We start from the raw sequence: 21,614 nt of genomic DNA on the forward strand, positions 1-21,614 counted from the left end.
GCAACGCTTTCCTGGTTAAGGGCCGGCATAGGCTTATCGTATGGTGGGCCATGCGTCGGTTGACTGAGTGGGATAGCGGGCGTCAACTCTGCTGGTGCTGCCCACCCTCTCTTATCACGGCACCTGTGTCGGATAACCACGCCTTCGACGTCTCGCCCCTTGATGACACGCTGGCACAGCAGTGCGCGCAGGCGGTGAGCCACGTACAGCAGGAGACCTGGGTGAAGGTATTTTCTGACGGGCGTTGGGTCAGGCGTGCAGCTTCTCTAGGGCCGACTCGAGGGCCTGGCGGGTGACGGGTTTGGCGAGGATCCCCATCATGCCGGCGGAGAGGCAGGCTTGGGGCAGCTCGGGGCTACAGTCGGCGGTGAGGGCCAGGATCTGGCCCGGTCGCTGCCCCTCGGGCAGGGTGTTGATGCGGCGACTGGTCTCGAGGCCATCGAGATCGGCCATATGGATATCCATCAGCACCAGATCGAAGTGGCGTTCACAGCAGAGGCGATAGGCCTCTTCTCCCGAGTGAGCCTCGCAAACAGCCCAACCGAGTTTATTGAGCATGGCGCCGGCCACACTCAGATTGACCTGATTGTCATCGACCACCATCACCTGGCCATAGGCAGGCTGCCCGGGCTGGAGCTGGCGCAGACTGGCCAGGGTCTGCAGCAGCTGATCCCGGTGCAGGGGCTTGGTGAGGTAGGCATTCATCCCCAGTGACAGGTAGCGCTGCTCGGCGTCGGGCATGGCGTCGGCGGTCAAGGCGATGATAGGCAGGGAGGACCAGGGCGCTTCGGCGTCCCGGATGCGGCGCGTCGCCTCGATCCCGCCGATGCCGGGCATCTGTATGTCCATCAAAATGAGGTCGAAGGGGGCGATCGCCAGCTGCTCGAGGGCCGCCTCGCCACTCTGGACCCGGGTGACCAGGTATCCCGCCTGCTCCAGCATGATGCCAAACACGGTCAGATTGGTGAGGTTGTCGTCCACCAGCAGCACCTGGCCCAGTTGCCCCGTCACCTTGCGTGCAACCGGTAATGGCCGCGGTGTGATGGGCTGTGGTTTGGCCTCCAGCACCGAGACGATGAGGGTAAAGCGGCTGCCTTGGCCCGGTACGCTCTCGACCCGGATCTCCCCCCCCATGAGGCGCGCCAGGGAGCGGGAGATCTCGAGCCCCAAGCCGGTGCCCCCGTAGTGGCGGGTGATGGAGGGGTCGGCCTGCACGAAGCGCTTGAACAGGGTTGCCAGCTGTTGGGGGCTTATTCCGATGCCGGTGTCGGCCACCGTGATGCGATATTGCCAGCACTCTCCCAGCTGGTGATCGGCCCCCACCAGCACCTTGATCTCCCCCTCATCCGTGAACTTGATGGCATTGGAGAGCAGGTTGAGCAGGATCTGTCGCACCCGTAATCCATCGGCCTGGATCCAGCGCGGCACATTGGGTGCGATGTGCCATGAGAAGCTGAGCCCCTTGCTCTCATAGTTGGGGCGGACCAGCTCGCCGAGCTCCTCAAGCATGGGCTCGAGGCCGCAGGGGGTCGGGCAGATCTCAATCTTGCCCGCCTCGAGCTTGGAGAGATCCAGGATGTCATTGAGCAGGGCCAGCAGGTACTCGGCCGATTCCCTTGCGGTGCGCATATAACTCACGTGGCGGGGCTCGGTGAGCTCATCCTCGAGCAGGGAGATCATGCCGATCACCCCGTTCATGGGGGTGCGGATCTCATGGCTCATGTTGGCGATGAAGGTACTCTTGGCACGCTTGCCGGCCTCCGCCTCACGATTGGCCCGCACCAGTTTCTCGTTGAGTTTGCGCAGGGCATAGTGGTGACGGTGTACCTGGCGGAACTGGCGCCAGGCGATCAGGGCGAAGAAGGTGAGCAGACCAAACTGAAAGAGGGCGATGCTCACCGTGATGACGATCTGCTCCTTGATCGTCTCCTTGCGCTGCTGATCAAACACGGAAGACTGGTTGTTCATCGCCAGGGTCAGGTCGTGCAGCAGAGGGAGCAGAACCGTCATCTGCTCCCCCAGCCAGCGGCGGGTTTGCGGGGAGATGGTCTCCTCCTCCATGTTGGGGTCGGCCTCATCCACGAAGCGCTGCAGCGCCGGTATCGCCGCCTGATAGGCGGGGGTGTGCTGCATGATGAGGCGATCGCGGGACTGATAGATGAGCTCGATGCGACTGACGAAGATGCTGTAGCGCAGCAACACCGCCTCATCGCTCTTGCTCTCCACATCAAACTGCAGACGCAACCCTTCGTTATAGAGCTGGAAATAGTTCCACATCACGTTGTCTTCGCCCTGGGAGCTGTACCGCTCCAGATCGCGCAGCTGGTGAAACTGGACCAAAGCAATGCCCACCATGGCCAGGATCAGCACCAGCACGCTTCCGATCAGCGTGCGCCGATGAAAGGGCCGCAACGACGACATGGTTCATTCAACCCTGATGGTGGCGATCTGCCAGATGGCGCGATCGTAGTAGAGCTTGCTGCGCAACTTGGTGACCTGGTCGTAGGGATACATCATGAACAGTGGCCCCTTGTCACGCACCTGGAGCGGCTTGCCATCCATGGTGCGAGCGAGGATCACCCCGTAGAGCGCGGCATCCTCCACCGGGATCACTACCGAGTAGTCGTTCAGGGCGGTGATCTTGAGCGATTGCCCCTTGGCCCCCACCAGGGCCAGCAGCGCCTTGAGCGTGGGCCCCTTGAAGGTGCGCGCCGTGTCAAACCAGGGGGTCTGGGTCACTATCTCGGAGTCGGGCAAGGCATCGAGCATGGCCGCATCGAGCAGCGCCTTCTCACCGGCATTGGTCTGAGTGATCTTGCCCTCTATGGCCAGGATGGGTTTGCCCGTCGGCGCCTCGAGCGCGAGGGTGGGTAACGACAGCATCAGGGTCAGACACAATGAAAGGACTTTCATGATGAGGGCTCCATGTCATCGAAGGACAAGGGGCCTCATTCAATAATCATTCCAGCCTCAAGCGGTGCTTTTTCCCCGCTTTATGTGCAGTTTGATGAGGGAAAATTGCATTTTGCACAGCACTTCCCCTTATCTCCTTGCCATTTTGGGAAGAAAACGGAAAAGCCGGGCCTTTTGGCGTGGCGGCACGCTCCTTGCTGAACCCGGTTTGAGGGGAGAGCCCCACGACAGGGAGGAGTGGCGATGAACACCATGCGATATGAACTCAACGGGGCCCAGGTGCTGGTCTTGGACAAAGAGGTCGATGCGGTCACGGTCAACGAGATCAGAAACGTGCTCGACGAGCTCTCAGTGTTTGAGGGGGATGTGGTCGCCGATTTGAGCGAGGTCTACTTTATCGACTCTTCGGGGATTGGGGCATTGGTATTTCTCTATAAACGTTTGATAATGAACGGGCATCGTTTGACCCTAATCTGTGGACCCGGTCAACCCAAGGATCTGCTGGAGATGCTGCACATCTGCAAGGTGATCCCCTGCTTCGAGAGCCAGAAGGCCTATTTGCAGCAGAGTACCCGGGTGGCATCGTGATGCGCCTGCTGTGGCTCTGGCCACTGCTGTTGCAAGGATGTGCCGGTTGGCCGCCTGGCGGCGAGGGAGGCATGGCCGAGTCGCGGCCCACCGCCCACCCCAGAGCCGAGTATGAGCGCGATGCGTGGCAAACGTTCAACCGGCGCCAGGCCGGCATCGACGAGGCCCTGAGCGCTCTGGCGGCTCTCGGTTATGAGGCGTGCCTTCCCGCGGGTCAGGCCCACTTGATGGATCTTCGCCGCGGCCTGCTGCGCGAAGTCCATGGCCGGCTCTGGGTCGATGCCTGGCAGCACCAGGCCGAGCTGGCTCAGCAGATCGAGCGAGAGCGCGCCCGCCTTGCCAGGTGGCAGGCGCAGACGGGATGTAGTGACTGGAGCGGTCGCAAGCTCAACGAATGGGGAGCCGCAACTCCCCCCAGCTAACAAGGATGAAAACGCCGATGATCCTGCTGCGCCGTCTGATCTGCATTGTCTGTCTCATTCTGGCCCTGCCGGGTCAGGCCGCGGCGCTGCTTGAGCCCGGCGATCGCCTGCAGATCGACCTACCCGGCGAAGAGGCCTTTGCACAGCCCTTCTCACTCGATCGCGAGCGCCGCATCCGTCTGCCCGAGGTGGGCGAGCTCTCCCTGGCGGGCATGTCACTGCCCCAGGCCGAAGAGGCGATCCGCACCCAGCTGGGCAAGGCCTTCAGCGATCTCGGTAACCTTCGTATTCGCCAGCTCGAGCGGCGCCTGCTGGTCAACGTCATGGGGTATGTGCGTAAACCGGGCAGCTATGAGCTCCCTCCCGATGGCAATGTACAGCTGGCCATCGAGGCCGCCGGCGGTCTGGTGCCGGGGGCCCAGCTCAACAACATGCAGGTGCGGCGTGGTCAGGAGGTGATGAGCTTCGATTACAAGCGCTACCTCGACAGCGGCGATCTGGCCTTGCTCCCGCCCCTCGCCTCGCTGGATGTGGTGTTCGTACCCGCCTCCCCGCTCATCGGTAACGTGCAGATCGACTTCGATGCGGCCACCCTGGCGGCGGGGGGCGATGCGGGTGATGCGCAGAAGGCGATCAAGGTCTTTGGCGAGGTGAACAGCCCCGGTGCCTTTAGCTTCAAGAGCGGCAACAGCGTGGTCGATCTTCTGATGCGGGCCGGCGGCGTCACCCGTTTCGCCGGGGTGGAGCGCATTCGCATCATCAACGGCAGTGAGCCCAAGCTGTTCGATCTCAAGGCCTATCTCGATTCCGGTGACAGCGCCCTGCTCCCCGAGCTGGCCCCGGGCGCGACTATCTTCGTGCCCAAGGACGAGGAGCAGATAAAGCGGGGGGCGCGCACCGTCTACATCATGGGTGAGGTGTTCAAACCGGGCGCCTATGAGGGTAAAGAAGGAGACACCTTCCTCGATATCCTCGCCAATGCGGGGGGGCCGACCCGCTATGCCGAGAGCCGGCAGATCCGCCTGCTGCGCAGTAACGGCCAGGTCGAAGGCGTTGACCTGCAGGGTTACACCGAGGGGCTGTCGGCCACCTTGCCCAAGGTGCAGCCCGGGGATGCCATCTTCATCCCCGAGAAGACCGATATCAACGAGAAGTCCTGGCTCAAGGTGGCGCCCGGGCGGGCAGTCATGGTGCTGGGCGCGGTGCGACTGCCGGGTCGCTACGAATGGTCTGATGAGATGAGCCTGCTCGATCTGCTGGCGCATGCCGGTGGCCCCAGCGAGCGGGCCGATATCGCCAAGGTGCAGATCCTCGAGAAACAGGGCAGCCGGGCGAACCCCAGCCTGTTTGATCTCGACCACTTCCTCCATCAGGGGGGCGATCTGGGAGCACTGCCGAAGATCCGCGCCGGTTACACCATCATGATCCCCGAGCTGCCGACCGATCCCAGCGACAACAAGTCCCAGTGGGTGCGCCAATCGCCGCAAAGCTCCATCTATGTCTTCGGCCAGGTCGGGGCCCCCGGCCGCTACGCCTTCAACGATCAGATGGGGTTTCTCGATATCCTCTCCGCCGCCGACGGCCCCACGGTCAATGCAGATCTGCGCAACGTGCGGATCGCCCATCGGGACGGCACCCGGGCGCGCGTGACCCGGCTCGATCTCTCCCGCTACTTCGAGACCGGCGACGAGAGTCTGTTGCCCAGGGTCGTGGTGGGGGACTCCATCTATGTCCCCGAGAAGAATCGCCCCTGGATCGACGAGCCCAAGGAGGAGACGGTTCGCGTGTTGGGGGCCATCGCCCGACCCGGACGCTACCGTTTCTCCAGCTCCATGACCCTGCTCGACCTGCTGGCCGAGGCGGGGGGGCCCACCAGTACCGCGTATATCAAGAACATCATCGTGGTCAATCAGGCCAGCAGTGCCGAGGGGGATCAGGCGCGCAGCTTCGATCTCGACGGGTTTGTCCGGGAGCCCGACTTCTCCCGGTTGCCGCTGCTGCGTGCCGGGGACACCGTCTTCATTCCCGACGCCAAGAGCAGCAGTTGGGCCATTTTCATGGATGGCATGCGTGACATCGCCACCACCTTGTCGGTGGCCGTGCTGATAGGGGGATTGTGATGGGCATACCGGTTCACTATCTCGAGATTGAGCGGATCTACGCCGCCACGCTCTCGAGCGGCGTTCGCACGCTGGCGGTCACCTCCGCCTGTGGCGGTGAGGGCAGCACCAGCCTGTGTCGGGCTCTGGCCCGCCGCGCCGCCCTGGATGGCTTGCGGACCCTGCTGGTGGATTTCGATCTGCACCACCACGGGCTGAGCGAGCGTCCCCTCCCTTGGACCCCGGATGCACCGCCCACTCCGCTGCTGCAAGAGGAGCGACTCTCCCTGATGCCGGCCCCCAGCCAGATCCTGCTTCCCTTTCGCCGCCGTGAGGCCATCGAGGGCCTGCTCAGCGGCTGGTTAAACGACTATGACGTGGTACTGGTCGACACCTCGCCGCTCAATGCGGTCAATCATGGCAATCTCCCGGCCGAGCAGATCTGTGCCCTGTGTGAGGCCTGCGTGATGGTGGTGCTGTGCGGCGTGACACCGGCGCATCAGGTGGAGGCGGCGGTGGCTCGCCTGCGAACCAGAGAGGCGAAGCTGCTGGGTTGTGTCTACAACGATCGCCACACGCCGGCCCTGCGCGATCAGGTGCTCGCGGCCCTGGCCCCCTGGCGTCGCTGGCTCCCCCTGCGCTGGCTCGAAGGGTGGCTGCGCCGAACGCCTCTGCTCAACGTGTCGTTTTAAGATGGACAGACCCCTGCTTGAGCTGACGGAGCCCGCCACCCTGGAAGGGGTAAGAGCCTTGCGCCGTGGCCTCTTGCTGCGTCTCGAGCAGCTGGGGCTGGAGAGTCGTGAGCAGGATCGCTGGTTGCTGGGGCTCTCCGAGGCCGCCACCAACGTGGTTCGCCACACCCGACCTGAGGCGACCCGGCTCATCCTCTGCCTGCGCCAGCAAGGTGACGAGATGCGCCTGGAGCTGCTCGATGACGGTGGGGCTCCGGCGCCGATCGGTCCGGTCAGTCACCCCGGGGTAGCCGAGGGGGGCTATGGTCTGCTGCTGCTGTCGACCCTGTTCGATGAGCTATCTAGCACAACCCGGGATGGCCTCAATCTGCTGACGCTCAGACGCGCCGGCGCCCTGGCTGCGGTGCGCCCCACCCTGCTGGTCATCGATGACGACCGCGCAACCCGGGTGCTGCTCGAGTGTTACCTCAAGGAGCACTATCAGGTGATCTCGGTCGCCTCGACCGAGGTGGCCCTGAGCCTCATCGCCCCGGCGGCAGGCGCGGCGCGCAGGGTGGATCTGGTGCTGTCAGATATTGAGATGGAAGGCACCGACGGGATCGCCTTTCGCCGCCGCCTGATGCGAGACGCCGCGACCGGCGTCATCCCCTTTGTCTTCCTCACGGCCCATCAGGATGAAGAGACCCAGACCAGGGTCAGTGCCCTGGGGATCGATGATCTTCTGGCCAAGCCGGTGGACAAGAGGACCCTGCTGCGCACCGTGGATCGGGTGCTAAAGCGAGCCAATCAGCTGCAACAGCAGTGGGGCGATACCCTGGATCGCCGCTTCACGGCGGCGCTCAGACCCGAGCTGGAGCCCCTGCCGATCGGCTGGCGTGGCGCCCTTCGCACCCGTAATGCCTCGCGTGGTGGCGGCGATCTGCTACTCAGTCGCGGCCCCTTGCTCTGGCTGGGGGATGTGATGGGGCACGATGAGGTGGCCAAGTTTTTTGCCCATGCCTACGCGGGCTATCTGCGTGGATTGCTCCTCGCTCAGGGCGCGCAGCCGCCGGCCGCACTGCTGGAGCATCTCTCTGGCGTGGTGCGCCATGATCCCACCCTGGGGGCCGCCCTCATTACCGGTATGGTGATAAAGCTCGAGCCAGAAGGCCATTGTCGCTTCGCCAGTGCCGGCCATCCCCTCCCCTGGCGGATCTCCGCCGCAGGGGCGACGCCCGAGGGGGAAGTGGGGCCTCTGCCCGGCTTGCTGGCGCAGGGCGGTTATCAGGAATGGCAGGTTCAACTAAAGGCGGGCGAGCGCCTCTTGCTGTTGACCGATGGCCTGGTGGAGTCGCGTACCGGCGTCGAGGAGTGCCTGGCCCAGGTGTTGGCCAGGACCGCCTCACTTCCCCTCGAGCAGGCGGCCGACGACCTGCTGGCCTGGTTTGATGGGCGTCATCCCGATGGGCCCGAAGATGACATGACCCTCATTTTACTGGAGGCAAGCCTGTGACGATAAACCGGCAGACGCAGCTGTTGCTGCTGGTCGAAGTGGTGATGTTCGGTGCCTTGGGGCACCTGCTCTTTGGCCTGGGTCTGGCAGGCAGCGTGCTCTTTGTGCTCCTGGTGCAACTGGTGCTGAGGGTCATGGTGGTGCTGGCCACCTGGGGGTTCTCCCGCTTTTTTGCCTCGCCGGCGCCGTCACTCGGGGTGGGGGGATGGCTGTGGATGATAGGGTTTGAGATCTACGCCTATATCCTCACCTTTAACTGGCTCATTCCCTTTGAACAGCCCTTGATGAGGCGCGATCGACTGGCGGCCAGCCCACGTCCACTGCTACTGGTGCACGGTTATGGCTGTAACCGCGGGATCTGGCTGCCTCTGGTGCGCCGGTTGGAGCAACGCGGTCACGTGGTGGCCACCCTCTCGCTGACCCCCCCATTTGGTCATATCGATGACATGGTTCCCCAACTGGCGCGGCGCATCGATGCCGTGCTTATCGCCACCGGTGCCGCTCGGGTGGTGCTCATCGGTCATAGCATGGGGGGGTTGGTGTGCCGCGACTATCTCGCCTTGCATGGGGCCGGCAAGGTCGCTCGCCTCATCACCCTGGCGACCCCCCATCAGGGCAGCGAGCTGGCCAACCTGGGAATTGGAGACAACGCCCGCGAGATGGAGCCTGGGTCGGGTTGGTTGCAGCGCTTTGCGGCCATGCCGATCGCCGTCGCCGGCGTCTCGGTGCGAACCACCCATGACAACTTTGTCATGCCTCAGGATCGCCAGCGGATGACGGGGCTTGAGGATCTCCCCCTTCCGGGGGTGGGCCACCTGAGCCTGCTCTATCTCCCCTCCCTGGTCCCGCTCATCGAGCAGTGCCTGGCCGAACACCACGAAGAGACGCAAAAAGAGAGGGCCTGAAATCAGGCCCTCTGCAGCATAGCGACATCACCTCCCCCCTAGAAGTGGATGCCCTTGATCAGGGTCGAGATGGCGGCCTGGTCGGCGCTCGCCTTGGAGCGATCTCCATCCTTGGGCTCCGAGAAGGTGCGAAAGCTGGTGTTCATGATCACCTGCGCCACCCGCGGGGCCACCGCATGAACCAGCTGTCCGAAGACGCCCAGACGGGTCGCCAGACGCACATGCTTGTTGATGATGGTGTCGCACACCATGTCCGCGGCCTCTTCCGCCGTGAGCATGGGCACCTGCTCATAGACCTTGGTCGGTGCCACCATGGGCGTCTTCACCAGCGGCATGTTAATGATGGAGAAGTTGACCCCCTTGTCGGCAAACTCGGAGGCGGCGGTTCGCACCCAGGCATCCAGTGCGGCCTTGGACGAGACATAGGCCGAGAAGCGCGGGGCATTGGTGAGCACACCGATCGACGAGATGTTGATGATGTGGCCGCGCTTGCGCTCCGCCATGGTGGGTAGCACCCCCATGATGACCTTGAGGGCACCGAAGTAGTTGAGCTGCATGGTGCGCTCCAGATCGTGGAAGCGATCGAAGGAGTCCTCGATGGAGCGACGGATGGAGCGCCCCGCGTTGTTGATCAGCACCTCGACCGGGCCGTGATCGGCCAGGATCTGCGCCGTGACGGTGCTCGCCTCGTCGAGATTGGCGATATCCCCCTGATAGGCGTGCAGGGTATAGCCTGCCTCGGCGAACTCGGCCTGGGTCTCGGCAATCTTGACCGGATCGCGAGCGATGGTCACCACGGTGGCACCGGCCTCGAGCAGGCGACGGGCGGCCGCCTTGCCAATTCCCGACGTGGCGCCGGTGATGAGCACCACCTTGCCCTCGACGCGGCCGCGCAGGGTGCGGTCGATGAAGAGATCCGGATCGAGATGCCGCTCCCAGTAGTCCCACAGACGCCAGGCGTAGCTGTGCAGCGGCGGGACCTCGATGCCACTTCCCTTGAGGGCGCGCAGGGTCTCACGACTGTCGAAACGGGTTGGATAGCTGATGAGCCGGAAGATGTCCTTGGGTAATCCCAGATCCTCGATGGCCGCATCGCGAATGCGGCGCACCGGGGTGAGGGCCATCACCATGGTCATCAGATGGCGCGGGATCACGTTAAAGAGGCTGGCGTTGATGCGAATGGCCGGCTCCGGGGCATGGGCGGCCCGGGAGAAGGTGGCCAGCATGTCTCCGACGCGCATGGGGTTCGGGTCGGTCAGGTGGAAACACTTGCCATCCTCCCCTTCCAGATGGGCCAGATAGTCCATGGCATTGACAACGAAATCGACCGGTACCACGTTGATGCGACCGCCCTCTATGCCCAGAGCCGGCATCCAGGGGGGCAGCATACGACGCAACTTCTGGATCATCTTGAAGAAGTAATAGGGGCCGTCGACCTTGTCCATCTCGCCGGTCTGGGAGTCCCCGACGACAATAGCCGGGCGATAGATACGCCAAGCCAGGGTGCTGTGGGTGCGTACCAGCCCTTCGGCATCGTGCTTGGTCTTGAAGTAGGGCATGTCCAGATGTTCGGCTTCATCGAACATGTCTTCCCGGAACAGCCCATCAAAGAGACCGGCCGCCGCGATCGAGCTGCAGTGATGGAAACGGCAGCCCTGCAACGACTCGGCCAGCAGCAGCGCCTGGCGGGTGCCCTCCACGTTGACCCGCTCCTGAACCTCTGCCGATGCATTGAGATCATAAATAGCGGCTAAATGGAAAAAGTGGTCGACCCGACCGCGCATCGATTCGAGCTGTGACGAAGAGACCCCCAACATGGGGGCGGTGAGATCGCCGAATACAGGAATGGCGCGCTGCTCGTCAACCTGCCAAAAATGGTAGAGTTCTTCCAGCTTTTCCCTGTGTTGTTCACGCATCAAGAAATAAACTCTGCTTTCGCCACGCTCAAGCAGTTTTTTTATCAAACGGCGGCCGATAAAGCCGCTCCCACCGGTAATGAAATATTCCATATGGCAAACATCCATGGCGTACTGAGTAAGGCGTTACTTGGCTAGATATAACATGAGTTAAATCAATTTTAAATTGCCAGTTTTATTACATGACCCATACCGCATATATGGTGTTGATGGGTTCCATTATTAGGTAGAACCCTCTATTTTTTATCCCTAGACTGGTGTTGAAGGCAGGCAAAAAGGTGCCGAGATACAACATCTCCTCATCATGTTGTGATCGCCGTTACGTTTATTGAAATTGATACCCAAGGAGAAGATCATGGCCAAGAAACTCAAAGCGCTGGCAGGCTCTGTGACTGATAACCAACTCGCCTCCACCATCAAGGAATCGACTCAACAGATCTGGTTGGCCGGACTCGGTGCCTATGCCAAGGCCCACGAAGAAGGCGGCAAGATCTTCGACGCCCTGGTTCAGGAAGGTGAAGCCCTGCAAGCCAAGACTCGTCATGCCGCCGATCAGAAGATCGCCGCCATGGCCGACAAGACATCAGGCACCTGGGGACGTCTCGAGCAAGTGTTCGAAGAGCGTGTGGCCCGTGCCGTAGCGAGCCTGGGGATCCCGACTCGCAAGGACATCGACAAGCTCTCCAAGCGCATGGCCGAGCTGACCGAGGTGGTGCAGCAGCTGATCGAGGCGCAAGAGGAAGAAGAGGCTCCGCAAAGCAAGGCCGCCCCGGTTGCACGCAAGGCGCCCCCGAAAAAGGCTCCGCCGAGAAAGGCTCCGGTGAAAGAAGAGACCAAGGATCTGGTGGTTGAGATGGAACTCGTCGAGCCCGCCAAGGATGAGACCAAGAAGGATGAGGCCGTCGTTTCCTGATGCCCTCCTCTATCGTGAGCACAGACCGGCCCTCGCCCCTCGCCAGGGCCGGTTTTTATTTGAACGGTCCATCGAGTGAAATTTGAGCAGCGATGGGAGGCGTGAGATGAGCAAGATTGCAATAGCGCTGGCAGGGGGTGGTCCCCTCGGCGGGATCTATGAGATTGGTGCCAGTGTCGCCCTGGCCGAGTCAATCCACGGATTGCGACTCGAGCGTCTCGACGGCTACGTGGGTGTCAGCTCGGGGGCCGTGATCGCCTCCATCCTGGCCAATGGCGTTCCCCCCCACAAGCTGGCACGGATCCTTCTCAACGACGACAGCGGCGATCTGTTTGATCCCTCGACCCTGCTACGCCCCGCCTTCGGCGAGTTTGCCCAGCGTTTGGCGATGTTTCCCGCCCTGCTGGCCGAGTCCCTGTGGGACTATGTAAAAACCCCCTGGAAGCACACCCTGTTTGAATCGATGCAGCACCTGGCCCGATCCATCCCCGCCGGCCTGTTCGACAATCAGGGGGTCGACAGGATCCTGACTGACTTCTTCGCCAAGCCAGGTCGGAGCAACGACTTTCGTGCCTTGCGAAGCCCCCTCTATGTGATTGCCACCGAGCTCGACACCGGGCGCCCGGTGGCATTCGGTGGGGCCGGGCTGGATCACATTCCCATCTCGGCTGCGGTGCAGGCGTCGGCGGCCTTGCCGGGCCTGTTTCCCCCTTCGTTCATCGAGGGGCGCTACTACGTCGATGGGGCCCTCATCAAGACGCTGCACGCCTCGGTTGCGCTGCAAGAGGGGGCGGATCTGGTGCTCTGCATCAACCCTCTGGTGCCTTTCGATGCCGAGCTGGCCGGTTGCCACCAGGTCGGGGCACAGAGTCTGGTCGAGAGCGGTCTACCCGTGGTACTGGCGCAAACGTTTCGCGCCATCATACATTCGCGCATGCATGTGGGGATGGATCGCTATCGCCACCAATATCCGGACGCGGATGTCCTGCTCTTCGAGCCCTCCCCGGCCGATCGCGAGATGTTCTTCACCAACGTCTTCAGTTATCGGGATCGCCGTCGTCTCTGCGAGCATGCCTATCAGCATACCCGTGCCGAGCTGCTGCGCCGGGCCACTGAGCTTGCCCCCAAGCTGGCGCGCCATGGCCTGGAGCTGGATCTTGAGCTGTTGCGGGAGGAGCGCTCCCTCATCTCTCCCTCGAGCAGCGCCGCCGCCGATCTCGAGCGCACCCTGGGAGACTGGCTCCACCGCCTGAGAGAACAACACCATGACGAGCAACGCTAAGACCTGCGTTCAGGGTAAACCCAAGCGCCGAACCCGGGAGCGAATTCTCGAGACGGCGCTGGCCCAGTTTAATCTGCTGGGCGAGCCCACGGTGACCACCTCGGCGATTGCCGCCGAAATGGGGATAAGCCAGGGCAATCTCTATTACCACTTTCGCAACAAAGAAGAGATGGTTCAGGCCCTGCTGGTCGAGTTCGAGCAGCAGATGGCCCCCCTGCTCGATGCCATGAGCCAGCCGACCGGTGAGCCGGAAGATGTCTGGCTGTTTTTGCATCTGATGTTTGAGTCGATTTGGCATTATCGCTTTTTTTACTACGATATCAGCACCTTGATGAGCAACCACCGGCAGGTTGAGAGCCATTTTCGCGCCTTGCTGGCACGCAAGCAGCGCACGGCGCACGCCTTGTGCCAGCATCTGGCGCAGGCCAGGTTACTCACTGCCACCCCGGCCCAGATGGAGGCGCTGTCGCGCAATCTGGTCTTGGTCGGCACCTTCTGGATTTCGTATCAACGGGCCCTCAACCCCAGAGGCGACGCCGACATCGCCCTCGGCGTCTATCAGGTGATGCAGTTGGTGGCCCCACATCTCAGATCCGATGCCCGCGAGCACCTGCAACTGCTGGCGGAGCATTACACCTCGCAACGTCCCGCTTCTTAGGGAGAGACATGATGTCCAACATGGAGAACAAGATGGCTGAATTTATCCCCTTCCCCTTCCCGGCCTATGACTACTCTGGTGACAAGCTGGCTCAGTATTGGGAGCGTCTGCACCGTGGCGACGCCGAGCCCTGGCCCGAAAACGAAACCGTGCAGCAGGCCTGGGCTGCCTACCATGCAGGCGACTTTGGCCGCGCCGTCGAGTTGGGATTGTCGGCCGGTGACGAGGGGATCAACGTGGTCAACAAGGCCCTGGTGATCCACGCCTCCTACCTGCTCGATGACAAGTACGCCAAGCGCGAGGCCTTCGAACAGGCGGCGGCGCAGGCAGAGCGCTTGCAAAAGCACGATCCGGACAATGCCAACGCCTGGTATTTCCATGCCCTGGCACTGGGTCGTTACAGCCAGGTGGTCTCGGTCTCCAAGGCGCTTTCACAGGGGCTTGGCGACAAGGTGCGGGCCAGTCTCGAGAAGGCGCTGGCACTGGCGCCGGATCACGCCGAGGCGCACATCGCCTTCGGCGCCTGGCATGCGGAGATCCTCGACAAGCTGGGGGCCATGATCGGCGGCCTCACCTATGGGGCCAAGAAAGATGAAGTGGAGCGCCACTTCAAGGCGGCGCTGGGTGTGATGCCGGATTCTGCCATCGCGCGCATGGAGTATGCCAACGCCGTTGCCATGCTGCATGGCAAGAGCCGCCTCAAGGAGGCCGAGGCGCTTTACGCCGAAGCCGCCGAGTGCGAACCCCTCGATGCCATGGAGCGCCTCGATGTGGAGGCTGCGCGCGAAGAGGTCGCCGAAGAGTAAAGACTCGTTAAAAACGGAGGGCAGGCCATTGGCCTGCCCTTTTTTACGCCTGTTCGGCCCAGAGATAGTGCTCGATAGCGTCGGGATCTTCGAGGAGATCGGCCGGCTCCAGCAGCACCAGTAGCAACAGCTGCTCAAACTCATGGGCAAATCGGTTGACGATCTTCTCAGGATCAGGGATCCGCTTCTTGTCGGTGATAAGCCCCAGCTGTACCTTGCCGTCATAGGAGAGGATAGAGACCCCAATGCCAATGTCACCGGCTTGGGGCACCCAGAAGAGGGGTTGGCGCAGTCTGGCCCCCGCCAGATAGAGGGTCTGCTGGGGACCGGGGACATTGGTAATCACCATGGACGCCTTGGCAGAGAGCACATCCACCACCTGCTGCTGAACCGTCTTGGGCGCCATTCCGATCGCCTCGAGCAGATTGAGCACCACGGCAGGCTGGCAGGATGACTTGAGGGTCTGCATCCGCTCGCGCACCTTGTAGAGACGCTGCAGCGGGTTGTCCAGATCGACCGGCAGATCGAGCGCCACCAATCCGAAGCGGTTACCGAGCTCTCCCTTGTCGTGGGGGCCGCGCATATTGACCGGCACCAGGGAGCGCACAGAGACCCCCTCTGTCTGGTCCCCCTTCTCTTCCAGGTAGCCGCGAAATGCGCCCGTTGCGGCGGCGATGAGCAGATCGTTGACGGAGCAGCCGAGCACGCGCCCCACCGCCTTCACATCAGGCAGGGGGATCTGCTCTGACCAGGCCACCCGCTTCGTGCTGCCGGTCTCCCCCTTGAAGCGGGTCTGGCTGTCATCGGGCAGGGTAGCGATGGTCAGCAGCTCTGAGGTCACATCCCGGGTGACCTTGGCGTAGTCGATGATGCGGGCCGGATTGGTGGCAAGCTCTATGTACTTCGACCAGATTTTTCCGGTCATCTTGAGGCCCATGCGCAGCAACCGGCTGCCGTGGTGATCCTCTTCATCGCCTCGTTCGGTACGCTGGTCGAGCGAATCAAGAGCCCGGACCTGGGTCGGTGTGGGGGTCTCGTCCATCATGGTCAGCATCGCCTTGATGAGGGAGAAACCGTCGCCGACGGCATGATGGAAGCGCATCACCAACGCCTGACCACCCAGGCTGGTGTCGGTCAGGTGGATCTCCCACAAGGGGCGCTGGGGATTGAGGGGGGTTGAGGCAAAGTCTGCCACCAGCTTTTCGAGCTCATGCTGGCCGGCATCACCGGGTAAAATGACGCGCTTGAGATGGAGATCGAGATCGAAATCTTGGTCTTCGCGCCAGTAGTAGACACCCCCTTCAAGCACGGCTCGCTGCCTGAATCTGGGTTGCTGCGCTATGGTGTGCTGCAGGTTGTGGCGCAGCTGCTCTTCATCGAGTTGACCGTCAAACATCAACACGCCCACTATCTGCATCAGATTATTGGGCCTGTCCATCCGCAGCCATGCGGTATCGACACACGTGATCATTTCACACAACGACATGTTAGTTCCCTTAAATTGTTTCAAACATTACATCTGAGACACGTTGCCGTGGGTTAGCAGAGAAATATAATGTTTGAATTAGCGTCCTGGTCTTATGATTTTTCCTTGCTCATGGCAAATCGATAAAAATAAGCAGAGGCGAAGGCCCCATTATCTCTGAATGATGGATTGTGACGCCAATATATACGGCACACGAATGTCAATGACTGGCTGATATGATTGACGACATTAACCAGCCGGACATGGAATACGATGAGCCATATATTCGAGGATCTCTTGCTCCAGGGTTCCTCTTAGGGGAAGCAAAAACAGCCCAAGATTCACCTCCAGTTCAAGATGGGTCTCACCCAGGGTCAGCATCCCATCAACACCACTGCCCTTAAATTCGAGTTCGTGCTCATCAGTCCACTCGATATCGAGCTGATAATTGCTCGCCAGATCGGCGGCAATCGCCTCGGCGGCCAGTCGAGCACCGGCTAATCCCAACTGATGTTGCCGGGATATCTGTATACTGGAGAGAGAGCCGCTACTACGGGGTTCATAGAGAAACATGGATCATACTCAAATGGTGGCGAACGCTACTGATACTAAGCACATGAGAACAACATGTGAAGAGATGCAGCAAGATAAGTGGGATTTACCTAACAAACTCATCTCCCCGAGCCCACAAAACATGAGGTTGAGGGGAAAAATGAGTAGCGGCGGGGTAACATGTCCGGCCCCTGCATTACTGTCGCTAAGGTTAAAGGAAGCGTTATGACCCAATTCCTCCCCTCAGACCGGGGTCTACTCCCTTTGGAGAGTATCGAGCTGAATCTCAAGCAAGTCGCCACCTTGCGGGCCTCGATGCAGGCTCATCCGGAAGACGCCAGGGACAGAGACAGACTGCGCCAGTGGCAGGCCCAACGTCTCGCATATACCTATGCCGACCTGCTCGAGAGCAAGCGTTATGCCCCAGCGGCCCGCTATTTTCTGACCGACCTCTATGGTCCGGGGGACAGTCTGCGTCGGGATGCAGATCTGCTGCGGATCATGCCCATGGCTGAACGCGTCCTGCCTCACTCCGGGCTGGAGGTGTTGGCCAAGGCCATCGAGCTCGATGCCCTGTCGGAGGAGCTCGACTATCACATGGTGATGGCGCTACGGCGCAAAAATACCATTGACGAGATCACACCAGAGCACTACCTCGATGCGTTTCTGGATGTGGGGGAACGTTCGCGTCGGGAGCATCAGCTGACGCTGGTGATCGAGCTGGGAGAAACGCTCGACAGATTGGCACGAAAGCCGCTGGCCGGAACGACCCTGCGTCTGGTCTCGGGGCCGGCGCACCTCGCCGGCCTGGGTGAGCTCTTCTCGTTTGTCGAGCGGGGTTATCAAGCCTGTCGTCACATGGGGCGTGCCGATGCATTTCTCGCAACGATTGCCGAGCGCGAACACGACGTGATTGAAGGCTTGTTTGCTTCTCGGGTCGAGGTGCTAACGGCCCGTCCGGGCCGTTAAATCTTGAACTCCTTGAGCAGATGATCGAGCTCACCGGACAGGTGGCGCAGATCGCTGCTCGCCTCGGCGGTCGAATTGACCCGGGCCGACGTATCACTGTTGAGACTGGCGATACGATTGACACTGCCACTGACCTCCTCGGCGACCGAGTGTTGCTCCTCTGCGGCCTGGGCGATGTACATGTTCATCTCGCGAATGAGCCCAACTTGCCCCTTGATCCCCGCCATGGCCTCTTGCACGGCTGCGGCTTCGGCGCCGGCCGCAGCGGCGCGATCGCGGCTCTGGGTCATCCCGCTGACCACATTGCCGGTGGCCTGCTGTAACCGCCGTATGCTGGCACTGATCTCTTCGGTCGAGCTGCGAGTGCGCCCCGACAGGGTGCGCACCTCATCGGCCACCACGGCAAACCCGCGTCCATGATCGCCTGCCCTCGCCGCTTCAATGGCGGCATTGAGGGCCAGCAGATTGGTCTGCTCGGCGATGGCGTTGATCACCTCAACTATGGTGCCTATACTGCTGCTCTCACTGGACAGTGACTCGATGAGTCCGGCGACGCGCTCCACTTCATCCACCAGCTGATGGATCACCTCATTGGCATGACCCGCCTGACGGAACCCGGCTTCAACGTGATGATTGGCCTCATCGGTCGCCTCCGACGTTTTCACTGCATTGCCCGCGACCTCTTCCACTGCGTGGCTCATCTGGGTGATGGCGGTGGCCACTTGGTCGAGCTCGGCTTGTAGCTCTCCGATCCCCTTGCGGTTCTCGGAGGAGAGTGCGCTACATTGATCCGCGGTTTGCAAGACACTCATCGAGAGCTGGCTGATGCGTCCTACCATCTGTTGCAACTTTTCGATGAAACGGTTGATGTTGCCTGCCAGCTCTCCCATCTCGTCACGCCTGCCGATGGCGAGGCGCTGGGTCAGGTCCCCCTCCCCCTGGGCGATGTCAAAAACCGCCTGGTTCATGCGATTGAGGGGACGCAGCACATTGCCGTGGATCAGCACCACCAGCAACCCAATGATGCAGAAATCGAGGATCACTATCTTCACTATGCTGGCCATCAGCTGCCTGTGCAGGTGTTCCTTGATGGCCGTATCGCTCTCGCGCACATATAGCTGTGCGACCGGGGTCTGATTACCGCCATCGTCATAGAGGATCTCGTGTTTGGCCAGCGCACCCAGATCGGCGGGATCCTGGTTGAGCGGCACGATTTCACCGACCTCATTGCGGGCAAAACCCGCCACCCATTTCTCCTTGTTTTTGACGATCAGGGCATCGAGTGCCGTGTCTCCCAGCTCGGATTTGAGCGCAGCCGTGACGAACCCCGTCTCGTAATTCCACAAGGGGCCCGGCAGCGAAAGCTTAAGGCGGCCGACGGCCCGCTCAATCAAGCGGGCCTGACGTTCATAACTCTCGTTATGGGTGGTGTAGTAGTCATAGCCGCCGAAGATCACCAACAACAGGCTAACCGACAGCGTTGTCAGCAGCGCGATTCTGACCATTAAGCTGTTCCAGCTCATGGCGACCTCCTGATGCGTGAATTTACTGATACTTGGCGCTGATCTTGGCCATGGTGCCGTCATCCACCATACCCTTGAGGGTATCGTTGAGTTTCTGGATCAGGTCGTCCGGCGTCTCCTTGTTGAAGGCCAGGCTCATCTGGGTTTCCTTGAACTTGAAGACGACCTTGGGGGCGGCGACCCCTTCTTTCTTGGCCAGATAGGGCGCCAGGTATTCGCCGGTCGCCCAGAGATCGATACGACCAGCCTCTAGCTTCTTGGCATTGGCGGCGTCATTGGCGGCGAGTTGCAGTTTGCTAAATCCCTGGGCTGCCAGGTATTCGGCTGCGGCATCCCCGTTATAGCCGCCGACCGAGTAGGCCTTGGCTTCATCCAGGGAGTTGACTGAAAGGGTGGCATCGCTCTTGGCAAAGAAGACCCAGTTGTTGGTGACCAGGGGGCCGACCCACTTGAACAGTGTCTCGCGCTCCGGGGTTCGGGTGGTGGAGAAGAGCGCCGTGCCCGGGGTACTCAGGGTATCTTCATAGGCCCGCTTCCAGGGCATCAGGGTCAGGGTATATTCGACCCCGGCCCGCTTGAAGAGCTCTTCGACCACCTCGGTCGACAGACCCACCACCTTGCCCCCCTCTCCGGCCATGTTGAAGGGGGGGTAGTCTTCGGTCATCACTTTGATGGGGGCGGCGTGTAACGGGGCCGCCAACAAGAGCAGTGCCACCAAACCTTGTAGCCACATCACGATGCGTTTCATCTCACTCTCCTTGGATGATGCAGATCTCTGACCCGTGCAAGACAGATCGTTCCTTTTGGGAGGATGTTCCAGGAGGGTGATGAGAGGGACCAGGATCCAGGCTTTGCTACACCAACCACACTTGGACAGCCTGTTGTTTAGCTAAGGTCAAAGGTGGGCGTGCGTCAAACCGGGGGGGATAAATTGAAACCGGAGCCCTGAGGCTCCGGTTGATACGGGTTAAATCACCAGCAGGTCCATGAAGGCGTGCACCGGGGTGGCGGTGAGCCGCGCCTCGTCCTGACACAGGGACAGGATTGCCTCGGCGCGCTTGGCCGGGAAGCGGGTCGCCAGATTGGCGGCGAACTTCTCGACCAGCAGCGGGATCCCCTCCTCGCGGCGACGGCGATGGCCGACCGGGTACTCCACCTCCACCTTGGCGCTGTGGGTCCCGTCTTTGAAGAAGATCTGGATGGCGTTGGCAATCGAGCGCTTGTCCGCCTCCAGGTACTCACGGCTGTAACGCGCATCCTCTTGCACCACCATCTTGGCGCGCAGGGCGTCGATGCGCGGATCGGCCGCCACCGCATCCTCGTAATCCTCGGCCACCAGCCGACCGAAGATGAGCGGCACCGCCACCATGTACTGCAGGCAGTGATCCCTGTCCGCCGGGTTGTTGAGGGCACCCACCTTGCTGATGATGCGAATGGCCGACTCGTGGGTGGTGAGCTCGATGCGGTCTATCTCGTCGAGCCTGTCCTTCACCTGGGCGTGCAGCTTGAGGGCACACTCCACCGCCGTCTGGGCGTGGAACTCGGCCGGGTAGCTGATTTTAAACAGCACGTTCTCCATCACATAGCTGCCGTAGGGCTGGCTCAGGGCGAACTGGTTGCCCTTGAACAGGACGTCATAGAAACCCCACTTGGGCGCGCTCAGTACCCCCGGATAACCCATCTCACCGCTCAGGGTGATGAGGGCCAGACGCACGGCGCGCGAGGTGGCATCGCCGGCCGCCCAGCTCTTGCGCGATCCCGCGTTGGGTGCATGACGATAGGTACGCAGGCTCTGGCCATCGACCCAGGCCTGGGAGACGGCGTCGATCACCTGCTCGCGACTGCCCCCGAGCAGGCGGGTCACCACGGCAGTGCTGGCGACTTTCACCAGCACCACGTGATCGAGCCCGACCCGGTTGAAGGAGTTCTCCAGCGCCAGCACACCCTGAATCTCGTGGGCCTTGACCATGGCGACCAGCACCTCGCCCATGGTGAGCGGCGCCTCCCCTTGTGCCACCCGGGTGCGCGACAGCCAGTCGGCGGTGGCGAGGATCCCGCCCAGGTTATCGGAGGGGTGACCCCACTCGGCGGCCAGCCAAGTGTCGTTGTAATCGAGCCAGCGGATGATGGCGCCTATGTCCCAGGCGGCCTTGACCGGATCGAGGCAGAGCTGGGTGCCCGGCACCCGCGCCCCGTGCGGCACCACGGTCCCGGGGACGATGGGCCCCAGATGCTTGGTGCACTCGGGGAAGCGCAGGGCCAGCAGGCCGCAGCCCAGGGTATCCATCAGGCAGTAGCGGGCGGTCTCGAGGGCCTCACGGCTGGTGATTGGGTGATTGCAGACGTAGTCGGCGATCTGGACCAGGACTGCATCCGGATCGGGTCTGTGGTTGACGTCGACGTTGGCAGACATCGGATT

General features: G+C 61.6%; 19 protein-coding genes. 11 read left to right on the plus strand and 8 right to left on the minus strand.

What is annotated here, in order from left to right:
* Positions 1–249: 249 nt before the first annotated feature.
* Both BN1121_RS14915 and BN1121_RS14920 read right to left on the minus strand, forming a co-directional pair.
* Entirely contained in the window at positions 250–2,421 is a 2,172-nt protein-coding gene (locus BN1121_RS14915; RefSeq protein ID WP_043158232.1) for a response regulator, read from the minus strand.
* A gap of 3 nt (positions 2,422–2,424) precedes the next feature.
* The gene (locus tag BN1121_RS14920) at positions 2,425–2,913 is read right to left on the minus strand and encodes a putative pterin-binding protein (RefSeq protein WP_005362340.1); all 489 of its coding nucleotides are present in this window, start codon (positions 2,911–2,913) and stop codon (positions 2,425–2,427) included.
* Between the two features lie 243 nt (positions 2,914–3,156).
* Here BN1121_RS14920 and BN1121_RS14925 point away from each other — a divergent pair, with 243 nt between their 5' ends.
* From BN1121_RS14925 to BN1121_RS14950, 6 genes are read left to right on the plus strand one after another with little or no spacing between them, the layout of a single operon-like run.
* Positions 3,157–3,501 (plus strand): STAS domain-containing protein, encoded by a 345-nt coding sequence (locus BN1121_RS14925; RefSeq protein ID WP_005362337.1) that lies wholly within the window; start codon positions 3,157–3,159, stop codon positions 3,499–3,501.
* On the plus strand, positions 3,498–3,923 hold the full coding sequence (locus BN1121_RS14930; protein WP_043158230.1) for a hypothetical protein: 426 nt from the start codon (positions 3,498–3,500) through the stop codon (positions 3,921–3,923). Before BN1121_RS14925 ends, BN1121_RS14930 begins: the two co-directional genes overlap by 4 nt.
* A 17-nt stretch (positions 3,924–3,940) precedes the next feature.
* A complete protein-coding gene (locus tag BN1121_RS14935) occupies positions 3,941–6,043 on the plus strand; it encodes an SLBB domain-containing protein (RefSeq protein ID WP_043598019.1) in 2,103 nt (700 codons plus the stop codon).
* Positions 6,043–6,714, plus strand: coding sequence for a CpsD/CapB family tyrosine-protein kinase (locus BN1121_RS14940; protein ID WP_005364172.1), 672 nt, complete (start codon positions 6,043–6,045; stop codon positions 6,712–6,714). The genes BN1121_RS14935 and BN1121_RS14940 overlap by 1 nt, the downstream gene beginning before the upstream one ends.
* 1 nt (position 6,715) lies before the next feature.
* On the plus strand, positions 6,716–8,206 hold the full coding sequence (locus BN1121_RS14945; protein ID WP_043598021.1) for a SpoIIE family protein phosphatase: 1,491 nt from the start codon (positions 6,716–6,718) through the stop codon (positions 8,204–8,206).
* Positions 8,203–9,111 (plus strand): esterase/lipase family protein, encoded by a 909-nt coding sequence (locus tag BN1121_RS14950; protein WP_082038248.1) that lies wholly within the window; start codon positions 8,203–8,205, stop codon positions 9,109–9,111. Before BN1121_RS14945 ends, BN1121_RS14950 begins: the two co-directional genes overlap by 4 nt.
* Positions 9,112–9,149: 38 nt before the next feature.
* Here the strand turns inward: BN1121_RS14950 and BN1121_RS14955 are convergent, their stop codons facing one another.
* Positions 9,150–11,120 carry an SDR family oxidoreductase gene (locus BN1121_RS14955; RefSeq protein ID WP_043598022.1) on the minus strand — a complete coding sequence of 657 codons (1,971 nt, stop codon included), beginning with the start codon at positions 11,118–11,120 and terminating at the stop codon, positions 9,150–9,152.
* A 262-nt stretch (positions 11,121–11,382) separates the two neighbouring features.
* Here BN1121_RS14955 and BN1121_RS14960 point away from each other — a divergent pair, with 262 nt between their 5' ends.
* The 4 genes from BN1121_RS14960 (at position 11,383) to BN1121_RS14975 (ending at position 14,686) form a co-directional block, all read left to right on the plus strand.
* Positions 11,383–11,940: a phasin family protein gene (locus BN1121_RS14960; protein ID WP_043598024.1), complete on the plus strand. Its 558-nt coding sequence runs from the start codon at positions 11,383–11,385 to the stop codon at positions 11,938–11,940.
* Positions 11,941–12,046: 106 nt separating this feature from the next.
* A complete protein-coding gene (locus tag BN1121_RS14965) occupies positions 12,047–13,222 on the plus strand; it encodes a patatin-like phospholipase family protein (RefSeq protein WP_043598026.1) in 1,176 nt (391 codons plus the stop codon).
* Positions 13,206–13,880, plus strand: coding sequence for a TetR/AcrR family transcriptional regulator (locus tag BN1121_RS14970; protein WP_005352723.1), 675 nt, complete (start codon positions 13,206–13,208; stop codon positions 13,878–13,880). The genes BN1121_RS14965 and BN1121_RS14970 overlap by 17 nt, the downstream gene beginning before the upstream one ends.
* Positions 13,881–13,912: 32 nt before the next feature.
* Positions 13,913–14,686 (plus strand): tetratricopeptide repeat protein, encoded by a 774-nt coding sequence (locus tag BN1121_RS14975; RefSeq protein ID WP_043157515.1) that lies wholly within the window; start codon positions 13,913–13,915, stop codon positions 14,684–14,686.
* Positions 14,687–14,729: 43 nt separating this feature from the next.
* Here BN1121_RS14975 and BN1121_RS14980 read toward each other — a convergent pair whose 3' ends face one another.
* Both BN1121_RS14980 and BN1121_RS19525 read right to left on the minus strand, forming a co-directional pair.
* Positions 14,730–16,172, minus strand: coding sequence for a wax ester/triacylglycerol synthase family O-acyltransferase (locus BN1121_RS14980; protein ID WP_043157511.1), 1,443 nt, complete (start codon positions 16,170–16,172; stop codon positions 14,730–14,732).
* A 228-nt stretch (positions 16,173–16,400) separates the two neighbouring features.
* Positions 16,401–16,724, minus strand: coding sequence for a polyhydroxyalkanoic acid system family protein (locus tag BN1121_RS19525; protein ID WP_081606432.1), 324 nt, complete (start codon positions 16,722–16,724; stop codon positions 16,401–16,403).
* Positions 16,725–16,928: 204 nt separating this feature from the next.
* On the opposite strand from BN1121_RS19525, the gene BN1121_RS14985 reads away from it, so the two are divergent.
* Positions 16,929–17,672 carry a DUF8198 family protein gene (locus tag BN1121_RS14985; RefSeq protein ID WP_005352718.1) on the plus strand — a complete coding sequence of 248 codons (744 nt, stop codon included), beginning with the start codon at positions 16,929–16,931 and terminating at the stop codon, positions 17,670–17,672.
* On the opposite strand, the gene BN1121_RS14990 is transcribed toward BN1121_RS14985, so the two are convergent.
* The 3 genes from BN1121_RS14990 to BN1121_RS15000 form a co-directional block, all read right to left on the minus strand.
* Positions 17,669–19,195 (minus strand): methyl-accepting chemotaxis protein, encoded by a 1,527-nt coding sequence (locus tag BN1121_RS14990; protein ID WP_005352716.1) that lies wholly within the window; start codon positions 19,193–19,195, stop codon positions 17,669–17,671. The two genes, BN1121_RS14985 and BN1121_RS14990, sit on opposite strands and share 4 nt — an antisense overlap.
* 22 nt (positions 19,196–19,217) lie before the next feature.
* Entirely contained in the window at positions 19,218–19,928 is a 711-nt protein-coding gene (locus BN1121_RS14995; protein WP_326929281.1) for a substrate-binding periplasmic protein, read from the minus strand.
* Positions 19,929–20,162: 234 nt separating this feature from the next.
* Positions 20,163–21,608, minus strand: a complete 1,446-nt coding sequence (locus BN1121_RS15000) for a bifunctional 2-methylcitrate dehydratase/aconitate hydratase (RefSeq protein ID WP_005352710.1) — start codon at positions 21,606–21,608, stop codon at positions 20,163–20,165.
* Between the last annotated feature and the right edge of the window lie 6 nt (positions 21,609–21,614).

Source organism: Aeromonas diversa CDC 2478-85 (genome assembly GCF_000819805.1).
GTDB classification, from domain to species: domain Bacteria; phylum Pseudomonadota; class Gammaproteobacteria; order Enterobacterales; family Aeromonadaceae; genus Aeromonas; species Aeromonas diversa.